Source organism: Streptomyces sp. NPDC104761, assembly GCF_055583445.1.
Genome location: NZ_JBVJNZ010000010.1, coordinates 183,199 through 192,604, shown reverse-complemented (window position 1 = coordinate 192,604; position 9,406 = coordinate 183,199). Strand labels below are relative to the sequence as shown.

General features: G+C 72.6%; 13 protein-coding genes. 7 read left to right on the top strand and 6 right to left on the bottom strand.

Features of this window, described 5'->3' with window-relative positions; all coding sequences use genetic code 11:
- Positions 1 to 306: 306 nt before the first annotated feature.
- The 4 genes from ACZ63F_RS26640 to ACZ63F_RS26625 all read left to right on the top strand — a co-directional run bounded on the left by ACZ63F_RS26640 (position 307) and on the right by ACZ63F_RS26625 (position 3,557).
- Positions 307 to 546 (top strand): ferredoxin, encoded by a 240-nt coding sequence (locus ACZ63F_RS26640; protein ID WP_352356478.1) that lies wholly within the window; start codon positions 307 to 309, stop codon positions 544 to 546.
- Positions 543 to 1,937 carry an NAD(P)/FAD-dependent oxidoreductase gene (locus ACZ63F_RS26635; protein WP_469714275.1) on the top strand — a complete coding sequence of 465 codons (1,395 nt, stop codon included), beginning with the start codon at positions 543 to 545 and terminating at the stop codon, positions 1,935 to 1,937. The genes ACZ63F_RS26640 and ACZ63F_RS26635 overlap by 4 nt, the downstream gene beginning before the upstream one ends.
- Positions 1,938 to 1,955: 18 nt before the next feature.
- Entirely contained in the window at positions 1,956 to 3,170 is a 1,215-nt protein-coding gene (locus tag ACZ63F_RS26630; protein ID WP_469714273.1) for a cytochrome P450, read from the top strand.
- A 159-nt stretch (positions 3,171 to 3,329) separates the two neighbouring features.
- Positions 3,330 to 3,557 carry a hypothetical protein gene (locus ACZ63F_RS26625; RefSeq protein WP_469714271.1) on the top strand — a complete coding sequence of 76 codons (228 nt, stop codon included), beginning with the start codon at positions 3,330 to 3,332 and terminating at the stop codon, positions 3,555 to 3,557.
- 64 nt (positions 3,558 to 3,621) lie between these two features.
- Here ACZ63F_RS26625 and ACZ63F_RS26620 read toward each other — a convergent pair whose 3' ends face one another.
- Positions 3,622 to 4,308 carry a response regulator transcription factor gene (locus ACZ63F_RS26620; protein WP_469714269.1) on the bottom strand — a complete coding sequence of 229 codons (687 nt, stop codon included), beginning with the start codon at positions 4,306 to 4,308 and terminating at the stop codon, positions 3,622 to 3,624.
- Between the two features lie 187 nt (positions 4,309 to 4,495).
- Here ACZ63F_RS26620 and ACZ63F_RS26615 point away from each other — a divergent pair, with 187 nt between their 5' ends.
- Complete coding sequence (locus ACZ63F_RS26615; RefSeq protein ID WP_093500398.1) at positions 4,496 to 4,651, top strand: DUF6131 family protein; 156 nt, start codon at positions 4,496 to 4,498, stop codon at positions 4,649 to 4,651.
- Between the two features lie 27 nt (positions 4,652 to 4,678).
- On the opposite strand, the gene ACZ63F_RS26610 is transcribed toward ACZ63F_RS26615, so the two are convergent.
- From ACZ63F_RS26610 to ACZ63F_RS26600, 3 genes are all read right to left on the bottom strand, one after another.
- A complete protein-coding gene (locus tag ACZ63F_RS26610) occupies positions 4,679 to 5,356 on the bottom strand; it encodes a GAP family protein (protein WP_469714266.1) in 678 nt (225 codons plus the stop codon).
- 101 nt (positions 5,357 to 5,457) lie between these two features.
- On the bottom strand, positions 5,458 to 6,480 hold the full coding sequence (locus tag ACZ63F_RS26605) for an FUSC family protein (protein WP_469714264.1): 1,023 nt from the start codon (positions 6,478 to 6,480) through the stop codon (positions 5,458 to 5,460).
- Between the two features lie 71 nt (positions 6,481 to 6,551).
- The gene (locus tag ACZ63F_RS26600) at positions 6,552 to 7,088 is read right to left on the bottom strand and encodes a winged helix-turn-helix transcriptional regulator (RefSeq protein WP_469714263.1); all 537 of its coding nucleotides are present in this window, start codon (positions 7,086 to 7,088) and stop codon (positions 6,552 to 6,554) included.
- Positions 7,089 to 7,208: 120 nt separating this feature from the next.
- Here ACZ63F_RS26600 and ACZ63F_RS26595 point away from each other — a divergent pair, with 120 nt between their 5' ends.
- Together ACZ63F_RS26595 and ACZ63F_RS26590 are read left to right on the top strand one after the other, a co-directional pair.
- Complete coding sequence (locus tag ACZ63F_RS26595; RefSeq protein WP_351956563.1) at positions 7,209 to 7,514, top strand: putative quinol monooxygenase; 306 nt, start codon at positions 7,209 to 7,211, stop codon at positions 7,512 to 7,514.
- A gap of 103 nt (positions 7,515 to 7,617) precedes the next feature.
- Positions 7,618 to 8,385, top strand: a complete 768-nt coding sequence (locus tag ACZ63F_RS26590; RefSeq protein WP_469714259.1) for an SDR family oxidoreductase — start codon at positions 7,618 to 7,620, stop codon at positions 8,383 to 8,385.
- Between the two features lie 22 nt (positions 8,386 to 8,407).
- Here ACZ63F_RS26590 and ACZ63F_RS26585 read toward each other — a convergent pair whose 3' ends face one another.
- Together ACZ63F_RS26585 and ACZ63F_RS26580 are read right to left on the bottom strand one after the other, a co-directional pair.
- Positions 8,408 to 8,530, bottom strand: a complete 123-nt coding sequence (locus ACZ63F_RS26585; RefSeq protein ID WP_351956561.1) for a hypothetical protein — start codon at positions 8,528 to 8,530, stop codon at positions 8,408 to 8,410.
- A 68-nt stretch (positions 8,531 to 8,598) separates the two neighbouring features.
- On the bottom strand, positions 8,599 to 9,315 hold the full coding sequence (locus ACZ63F_RS26580; RefSeq protein WP_469714256.1) for a DUF4232 domain-containing protein: 717 nt from the start codon (positions 9,313 to 9,315) through the stop codon (positions 8,599 to 8,601).
- Between the last annotated feature and the right edge of the window lie 91 nt (positions 9,316 to 9,406).

The following is a 9,406-nucleotide window of genomic DNA, read 5'->3' as shown; positions in this document are numbered from 1 at the left end:
GTGCGCGTCTACGCCGGCCCGGCAGCCCGGAGATCCGCAGCCCACACAAACGTCGGGGCGGGGGGGGGACCCGCGGGGCCGGACTGCGTCGCGCGGCCCGCCCCAGGACCTTCGCCCGGCCGGGCCCCGGACATCCGGCTTCCCGGGGTGCGGGTGATGTGCCTCCGGAATACGCTGATCGGGTGAAATAGCGCGATGTAAAGGCAATTCCAGGAACGCCGGTCGCCTTCGCGCGACGGCCGGTCCTTCTCGCCTTTCTCTCGCGTTCTCTCTCGCGAGCACCGAATTCTTCCTGTGGAGGCCGGGATGCGAGTCGTCGTCGATCTTTCCCGATGCGAAGGGTACGCACAGTGCGCGTTCCTGGCCCCGGACGCGTTCCGGATGCACGGCGAGGAAGCGCTGATGTACGACCCGGAGCCCGATGACGCCCAGCGCGACCGGGTGCTGCGCGCCGCGGCGGCCTGCCCGGTCCAGGCGATTCTCGTCGACCGGCTGGAGGGCCGGACGGAGCGGCGGGACGCAGCGTTGGAGGCGTCGAGGCCATGAGCAGCGCCGACAACCTGCGAGCATTCAAGCGCGACGGCCGCATCGTGATCGTCGGTGCGTCACTGGCGGGGCTGCGGGCCGCGGAGTCCCTGCGGGCGGAGGGTTTCACCGGATCGCTGACGATGATCGGCGACGAACTGGGCGAGCCCTACGACCGTCCCCCCTTGTCCAAGCAGGTCCTGACCGGGTGGGTGCCGGCCGACGGCACCCGGCTGCCGCGGCGGCGGGACATCGACGCGGAGTGGCTGCTGGGCGTGCCCGCGAGCGGTCTCGACCTGGCCACGGACCACGTGCGTCTCGCCGACGGGCGCGAGGTCCCCTTCGACCGGGTGCTGATCGCCACCGGGGTACGGGCCCGGCCCTGGTTCGTCGAGTCGGAGGCGGCGCTGGACGGGGTGTTCGTCGTCCGGACCCGTGAGCACGCCGAAGGGCTGCAGCGGGCCCTGGCCGCCGGGCCGTCCCGGGTGCTGGTCATCGGGGCGGGGTTCACCGGCTCCGAGATCGCGTCCATCTGCCGGGAGCGGGACATCCCGGTGACCGTCGCCGAACTCGCGCCGTACCCGCTGGTCGGGGGGCTCGGCGCGATGATCGGCGAGGTGGCGGCCGACATGCAGCGCGCCCACGGTGTCGACCTGCGGTGCGGTGTCAAGGTCACGCAGCTGGAGGGGGACGCGCAGGGGCGGCTGCGCCGGGCCCACTTCGACGACGGCAGTACGGTCGACGCCGACGTGGCGGTGGTCGCGCTCGGCGGCATCCGCAACACCGAGTGGCTGCGGGGCTCCGGACTGGCGGCGGGCGTCTGGGGCGTCGCCTGCGACACGGGCTGCCGCGCCATGGACCTCAACGGGCTGATCACCGACGACGTCTTCGTCGCCGGGGACGTGGCGCGCTGCCCGAACCCGGTCTACGAGTACCGGCTCATCTCGCTGGAGCACTGGGCCAACGCCGTGGAGCAGGCCGAGGTCGCCGCCCACAACATGGTCAACGGCCAGGCGGAGCGCTGGCCCCACCTGTCCATCCCGCGGTTCTGGTCGATCCAGTTCGGCGTCAACATCAAGTCCGTCGGCGTGCCGACCTTCGCCGACGAGGTGGTCGTCACCCAGGGGTCGGTGTCCGACCGCCGCTTCGTCGCCGCGTACGGCTACCAGGGCCGGGTCACCGCGGCGGTGACCTTCAACAACGCGAAGTGGCTGGACCACTACCGGCGGCTCATCGAGACGGCCGCGCCCTTCCCGCCGCCCTGCCCCACGCCCGACCAGCCCGTCGACACCAAACCGGTCCCTGTCGACTTCCCCGGCCCCACCCTGCTCGCCCAGGGCGCCACCGTGGTCGTCACCGGCCACGACCCGAGCGAACGACGCGTCACGGCCGCGCACCAGCACCACCGGTAGCGGGGAAAGGACAGCGAGATGACCACCACCGAGGCGCCCGACACGCTGCGCCGGATCCTCGACTACGGCTCCCGGGCCGACCCGTACCCGCTCTACGCCGAGCTGCGCGAGACGCCGGTGGCCCGGCAGGAGGACGGCAGCTACGTCATCAGCACGTACCGCGAGCTGGCGGACATCCTGCACGACCCGCACCTCAGCTCCGACGTCCGCAACCTGGCGCATCCGATGCCCTCGGCCGAGGGCACGACCACGCCGGCCTTCATCAACATGGACCCGCCCGAGCACGACCGGCTGCGCCGGATGGCGATGCGCCACTTCGGGCCCCCGCACACACCGGGGCTGGTCACCGCCCTGGAACCGGCCCTGGCCGACACCGTCGGCGGGCTGCTCGACGGCGTCGCGGACAAGGAGCGGATCGACATCGTCGACGACCTCGCCTACCCGTTCCCCGTCACCGTGATCTGCCACCTGCTCGGCGTGCCCCGCGAGGACGAACCGCGGTTCCGGGTGTGGGTCAACGACATCATCGACGCGATCGACTACGACGCGCGGACCGACCCACAGGAGAAACTCGACAACGGCGTGCGGGCCCGCCAGGACCTGCGTCAGTACCTCGGCGGACTGGTGGAGCAACGCCACGGCCACCCCAGCGACGACCTGCTGTCACGGCTGGCCAACGACGACGGGCCGGACGGGCGGATGACCGACGAGGAGATCATCAGCACCGCCAACCTGCTGCTGATCGCCGGCCACGAGACCACCGTCAACCTCATCACCAACGGCATGCTGACCCTGCTGCGCCACCCGCACGTGCTGCAACGGCTGCGCGGCGAACCGGACCTGATCGTGCCGCTGGTCGAGGAACTCCTGCGCTACGAACCGCCCGTGCACATCATCCCGTGGCGGGCCGCGTACAGCGACATCACCGTCGCCGACACCGTCATCCCCAAGGGCTCGCAGATCATGCTGATGCTGGCCTCGGGCAGCCGCGACCCCCACCGCTTCCACGACCCGGACCGCTTCGACCCCGACCGGCACGACAACCAGCACCTCGGCTTCGGCAGCGGCATCCACCTCTGCTTCGGCGGCCCACTGGCCCGCCGCGAGGCCCAGATCGCCCTCACCGAGCTGGTACACCGCCTCAACACCCCCACCCTGGTCGCCGACCCGCCCCCGTACCGACGCAGCCCCGTCCTGCGCGGACCGATCCATCTGCAGGTCCAGCAGAACTGAGCGCTCCGCCGACCGCGCCGGTCGTGCGCCGTTCGCCCAACTCTCTTCAAATCCCGTGCGACTTACCGGGCCACGCCCATACGATCCCCCCCGCTGCCCGTACACCTGTGCGCATTCGCGCGCGGTCGCGGGCATCCACACGGGAGGGACCACTTGACCATGTCCGAGGCCATCCCCGGAACCACGGACGCCATCGGCAACTCCCCGGTCAGCGTGCGGTTCGAGGCGTGGCCGGTCGCCGACCCCTCGCGGACCGCGACGGTCACCCGTGACCGCGCCACCCCCGGGGACGAGGCCAAGGGCGTCCTGTCGGGCGGCATGCTCGCCGACGGACAGACCTATGCGTGGCGGGCGCAGACCGTGGCCGGGGACACGGCCTCGAGCTGACGGCATCCGGCTCGTCCCCTGCTCCTACACCTTCACCGTGAGCTGACCCCCCGATCCGGCTCGCTCACCTTCCCGCGCGGCCGGGCTCCGGCTGGGTGTCGATGCGGTACCCGGCGCCCGGGACGGTGGCGATGATCCAGGGTTCGCCCAGGCGCTTGCGCAGGGCCGAGACGGTGATGCGTACGGCGTTGGTGAACGGGTCGGCGTTCGCGTCCCAGGCGCGTTCGAGGAGTTCCTCGGCGCTGACGACGCCGCCCTCGGCGCCGACGAGGACTTCGAGGACGGCGAACTGCTTGCGGGTCAGCGCGACGTACCGGCCGTCGCGGTAGACCTCCCGGCGGAACGGGTCCAGGCGCAGCCCGGCGATCTCCCGTACGGGGGGCCTGCTGTGGGCGCGTCTGCGGTCGAGGGCCCTGAGCCTGAGGGCGAGTTCCTGGAGCTCGAAGGGTTTCGTGAGGTAGTCGTCGGCGCCGAGTTCGAAGCCGGACGCCTTGTCGTCGAGGCGGTCGGCCGCGGTGAGCATGAGGATCGGCATCCCGCTGCCGGAGGCGACGATGCGCCGGGCGATCTCGTCCCCCGACGGCCCGGGGATGTCGCGGTCGAGGACGGCGATGTCGTAGCTGTTGACGCTCAGCAGTTCCAGCGCGGTGGCGCCGTCCCCCGCGATGTCCGCGGCGATCGCCTCCAGGCGCAGGCCGTCGCGGATGGCCTCCGCCAGATAGGGCTCGTCCTCGACGATCAGCACACGCATGCCGTCGAGGCTACGGGCCTGCGCCTGTGGTCGGCGTGTCGGAATCCGCGGGACCGGGACGGCTTCCCTGTCCGGACGCCTTTTTCGATTTCCCCGTCACCTGGTCGAACGGCTCCGGTATGACCGGGCCGCTCCGGGGAACCCGGACATCCGACAGAGGCCGTGGAACGCGCTAGGAGGTACGGTCATGATCGCACTCGGTGTCATCCTGCTCATCGTCGGATTCCTCACGGGCATATCCATCCTGTGGACGCTGGGCATCATCCTGCTCGTCGTCGGGGCCGTCTTCTGGATCCTGGGATCCACGGGACACGCGGTCGCCGGCCGACGTCACTATTGGTGACCGGGCGGCGCTCCGCCACCGGGATCGTCAGGAAGTGAGGACGGAGACGCCGTCTCCGAGCAGCTTCAGCCCGAGGACGAAGAACAGGACCGCCATCACGGCGACGTTGTGCTGAGCCGCCCAGTCCTTCCAGTCGCCGAGCGTGGTCCTGGCGCGTTCACCACCGAGCAGGAAAACCCCCAGTGGGGCCAGCAGACCGAGGGTGGCGACCACCACGAAGACCGCCAGGGCCCCGATCTGCTGCCCCACCGGCAGCCCGGCCGAGCCGATCGCGGCCCCGGCGGCGATCGTCAGCGGGGCGTTCTTCGCGTTGAGCGCGGCCAGAGCCACCCCCAGCGCGAAGATCTTGACCGGCGCGAGGCCGTCGATCGCGCTCATCCACTTCGGCAGCCGGGCCTCCGAGGGATCCCTCGGACGCCGGTGCCACAGCCGGGCGCCGAAGACCACGAGGAACAGGCCCAGGGCGAGCTTGAGAGCTCCCACCCAGGTGGCCGGGTGCTTGTGGGCGGAGGCGTGCGCGGGGGAGGCGATCGCCAGCATCACCGCGCCCAGCACGGCGAGCCCCAGGATCCAGCCGACCGTGAACAGGACGCCGTTGAGGCGCCCCCGAGGGGTGGCGAGGATCAGGATCACCGCGATGATCGGCAGCGGGCTGACCGCGACGGCGGCTGCGAAACCCAGCACGTCACCAAGCACCGCACCCATGGTCGCCTCCGGCGTACTCGGCACACCCAGCGTCTCCATCCTCCTGTGCCCGGCCGGATCTGTCCTAGGGAGGATCTTCCAGGCGGCCGCTCCGGGCGTGCTCAGCCGCGGAAGCCGTCGCAGAGGTCGAGGATCCGGGTGAACGGCCTGCGCAGCACCACGGCCCGCGGCTCCCTGTCGCTCTCGGCGTACCGGGCCAGCGCCGCGCGGGCGGCCTCCGTGTCGGCGCCCGGATGCCGCCCCGCGAGGACCGCCTCCAGGGCGTGCCCGGTGGCCTCGGCGACCGGGAGCAGTGCGGCCCGGGCCCGGACGAGCGCCGGGGCCGGGCCGTCGCGCACGCTCAGGAACTCGGCCTCGGCGGCCAGGGAGAGGAGCTGGGGTGCCGCCCGGACGGCGAGGTCGATCCGGCCGACCAGTTCGGTCACCTCGGCGCGGTGGCGGCGGTGCAGCGGATTGAACCGCAGGGCCTTCTCCGCCTCCCGCGCCTGCGCCCCGTAGCCGCGCAACCGGTCCGCCGCCGCCTGCGCCGCCATCCGGTTGGCGCGTGCCGCGTCCGGGGACCCGATCCCGCGCGTGGTGCGCACGAGGCCCTCCGTGAGACCGTCCGCGCACTTGCGGGCCAGCGCCGCCGCCTTTCTGCGGGGGTCCGGCGGCCAGAGCAGCGGGGCGAGGACGGCGGTGACGGCACCCCCGAGCGCGTTCTCCCACAGCCGGGCGAAGCCGTACGACTCCGGCGAGGGGTTGGCGAAGACCAGCAGTGAGGTCACCGCGACCTGCACGTTCAGGGCCGTCCCCGAACTGACGACGGTCCCGCAGAGCAGGGCCAGCCCGATCACGACGGCGAGGACGAGCGTGCTCGGCCGGAAGAGGCTGACCACGGTGACGCCGATGGCCACGCCGGCCAGCACGCCGAGGATCCTCAGCAGCAGCGCCGCCAGGGAGGTGGCGGAGTCACCGCGCAGGCACAGCAGCGGGACGATGGCCGCGAACACCGGCGGCTGGTCGGCACCGGCCCACAGCGCCGTCTGCCAGCAGAGCACCGCGATCACCAGGATCCGGGCCGCCGACGGCCCCTGCACCCGGAGCCTGCGGCCCACCCGCGCCGCCGGGGAAACGCCCGTCACCCGCCCACTTTAGGCACACATCACGGTCTGTCGCGCCGCGGTGACACCCCGTGCTGCGGGGCCGGCCCGGCTCAGCCGCGTGCGGGGGCCGGTGTGATCGGCTGCAGGAGCCGCCTCGGCGTGTTGATCGCGTCCGAGACGGGGTCCGCGACGCCGCTCGGCGGCCGGTGGCCGGGGCCGGGTTCGCTGCGGATCTCGGGGACCGGGACGGCCGCACCGCAGTCCCGGCACCGCCCCTCGGGGTCGAGGAGCCCACCGTCCAGGTCGTGCCGGAGGAGGCGCTTGACGCCGTTCGGGGAGTAGAAGGCCTCGCCCCAGTTCATCAGGGCGTGCACGGCCGGCCACAGCGCGACGCCTTTGTCCGTCAGCCGGTACTCGACGCCGCCGGCCCCGTCGCTCTCGCGGCTGAGCACGCCCTCCCGCACCAGCGACTTCAGCCGGCTGGTCAGGACGGCCCGCGGGATCCCGAGCTGGGTGGCGAAGTCGCCGAACCTGCGGACCCCGTAGAACGCGTCCCGGACGATCATGAGCGTCCAGCGCTCTCCTACGACCTCCAGCGTGCGCGCGAGGGGGCAGTTCCCGTCCGCATAGGTGTGGGGAAGGGTCATGTCCTCGATGCTACCAGCGTCGGTTCACTCACTGAACTGGTGGTGCTACGGTGGTCGGCAGGGGCAGTTCAGTCACTGAACTGGTCGGCCGGGCTGTGCCGACCGTGAGGAGAGCGCCGCATGTACCAGTTCCTCGTTTCCTTCACCGTCCGGCCGGACCGCCGCGACGACTTCGTCCGGGCGGCCCGCAGGACCGCTCGCGACTCCCTCGCGAACGAGCCCGGCTCGCACCGCTTCGAGGTCATCGCGGACGAGGAGGATCCGGACGTCTTCTACCTGAACGAGGTCTACGCGGACCTCGACGCCTTCCAGGCGCACGCGGCCGGCCCGTACTTCGCCGCGTTCTTCGCCGAGGCCGCCGGGTACGCCGAGGGCCCGACGTGGCTGATGAGGGGCAACCTCGTCGGCGACAGGGCTGCCGCCTGAGTCGCCGCCAGCGAAGCCGCCGTCCGCGAAGCGCCACCCGCGAAGCGCTGCCCGCGAAGCAGCCGTCCACCGCCGATCCGTCCACGACAAGAAGAGGTGCACCATGTCGTCCGTGCTCATCACCGGCGCGTCCAGAGGCATCGGCCGGGCCATCGCCGTCGAACTGGCGGGCCGGGGCCACCGGGTGATCGCCACCGCCCGCCGGCCGGAAACCCTGGCCGACCTCCCCGTCGACCTGCGCCTGCGCCTCGACGTCACCGACCAGGAGAGCGTGGACCGGGCCGTCCGGGCCGCCGGCGACGTCGACGTCCTGGTCAGCAACGCCGGGGACACCATCCGCGCGCCCCTGGAGAGCGTCCCGCTCGCCGAGGTGGAACGGCTCTTCCAGCTCAACACCCTGGGCGCGCTGCGAGTGGCCCAGGCCGTGCTGCCCGCCATGCGGGAGCGGGGAGCGGGCCGCCTCGTCTTCGTCTCCAGCATCCAGGGGCGCCTGGTGCTGCCGCTGATCGGTCCCTACGCGGCCAGCAAATGGGCGCTGGAGGCGCTCGCCGAGACGCTCGCCGTCGAGACGGGGCACTTCGGTGTCCGGGTGAGCCTCGTACAGCCCGGCGCGGTCTCCTCGGGCGGCGCCGCGCGCGCCAGGGTGTTCCTCGGGGAGCACGATCCCTACGCCCCGCTCGCCGAGGCCCTGCCCGCGCTCCGCGGCGAAGCCGTCACCCCGGAGCTGGTGGCCGCCACGGTGGCCGACACGATCGACCACCCCACACCCCCACTGCGCGTGCCGGCCGGCGCACCCGCCGAGCGGGTCCTGCGGGCCCGCAAGGAGGCACCGGAGGACGAGCCGTTCCTGGCGGCCCGGATCGGCTGGTAGGCGGGTCCGCGGTCCGTCCCCGCTACCCGCGGCGGCGGACGGCCGCGGCCTGGGGCAGGTTGCCGGTGCCGCCCAGGACGACGACCTGGAAGGCGGCGCGGAGATAGGCGGTCACGAAGCGGGAGATCCTGCGGGTGCGGTGCATGGCGGGTCACCTTCCTGCCGGGAGAGGGGCGGGTCCGAGGGCCGGGGCTGCGAACGGGGGCCGGGGCGTCACCAGTTGACGGCGTCGTCCATCGACTGCTGCCAGTACGTGACCTTGAGCGAGTCGTCGACGTAGACGCCCTTCGCGGGCAGCGGCGGGTGGGCGCCCGTGCCGACGCTCTCGTTGCCGGAGCGGCCGTGGAAGTAGACGTACAGGGAGTTCACGGTGTGGCCGTGCGTGCCGCTGCCGTCGGTGGCGGACAGGTTCACCGAGGCGTACCCGGACTCGCCCGGCGCGAGCGTGACGACGGCCTGCGGCTTCGAGTCCTCGATCACCGGCGGGACGGACTGGGCCTCGCCGAAGCGGACGGCCGGGTAGGCGTAGAGGTAGCAGGTCCTGCTGCCGGTGTTGGTCACCGTGAGGAGCATGTGGTTCACGGGGCGGGTCAGCGGGGCCGCGACCGTCTTGGTGGTGGACCCCTCGCAGGTGACCGGCTTGGCGGCCTGGACGGGCGCCTTCGACGCGGCGGTGCCGCCGGTGGACTTCCGCGAGCCGGTGGTGGCCCTGGCCGCCGGGGCGGAGGTGGCGGAGGTGTCGGAGGCGGCCGCGCCGGTGGCGGAGGACGGCGTGGGGGAGGAGGCGTGTGCGGTCGTCGGCGTGGCGGCGGCGACGCTCTCGGCGTGGACGCCCGTGCCGTCGCTGCACGCGGTCAGGGACAGCGCGGCGAGGACGACGGTGGTGGCGGCGCCGGCGAGACGGGTGCGGGAGGTGCGGAGGCTGGACATGTGGACGTGCCCCTTCGGTGTTCGGGTGGCGGTGGTGATTGGATGACCGAAGCCTGCGAGGCGATCCGTCCCAACCGCCAGGCACGGCGGG

Excerpts from the sequence above, each read along its gene's own strand:
- ACZ63F_RS26640 (WP_352356478.1), top strand. The coding sequence starts at position 307 with ATGCGAGTCGTCGTCGATCTTTCCCGATGCGAAGGGTACGCACAGTGC.
- ACZ63F_RS26635 (WP_469714275.1), top strand. The coding sequence starts at position 543 with ATGAGCAGCGCCGACAACCTGCGAGCATTCAAGCGCGACGGCCGCATC.
- ACZ63F_RS26630 (WP_469714273.1), top strand. The coding sequence starts at position 1,956 with ATGACCACCACCGAGGCGCCCGACACGCTGCGCCGGATCCTCGACTAC.
- ACZ63F_RS26625 (WP_469714271.1), top strand. The coding sequence starts at position 3,330 with ATGTCCGAGGCCATCCCCGGAACCACGGACGCCATCGGCAACTCCCCG.
- ACZ63F_RS26620 (WP_469714269.1), bottom strand. The coding sequence starts at position 4,308 with ATGCGTGTGCTGATCGTCGAGGACGAGCCCTATCTGGCGGAGGCCATC.
- ACZ63F_RS26615 (WP_093500398.1), top strand. The coding sequence starts at position 4,496 with ATGATCGCACTCGGTGTCATCCTGCTCATCGTCGGATTCCTCACGGGC.
- ACZ63F_RS26610 (WP_469714266.1), bottom strand. The coding sequence starts at position 5,356 with ATGGGTGCGGTGCTTGGTGACGTGCTGGGTTTCGCAGCCGCCGTCGCG.
- ACZ63F_RS26600 (WP_469714263.1), bottom strand. The coding sequence starts at position 7,088 with ATGACCCTTCCCCACACCTATGCGGACGGGAACTGCCCCCTCGCGCGC.
- ACZ63F_RS26595 (WP_351956563.1), top strand. The coding sequence starts at position 7,209 with ATGTACCAGTTCCTCGTTTCCTTCACCGTCCGGCCGGACCGCCGCGAC.
- ACZ63F_RS26590 (WP_469714259.1), top strand. The coding sequence starts at position 7,618 with ATGTCGTCCGTGCTCATCACCGGCGCGTCCAGAGGCATCGGCCGGGCC.
- ACZ63F_RS26585 (WP_351956561.1), bottom strand. The coding sequence starts at position 8,530 with ATGCACCGCACCCGCAGGATCTCCCGCTTCGTGACCGCCTATCTCCGC.
- ACZ63F_RS26580 (WP_469714256.1), bottom strand. The coding sequence starts at position 9,315 with ATGTCCAGCCTCCGCACCTCCCGCACCCGTCTCGCCGGCGCCGCCACC.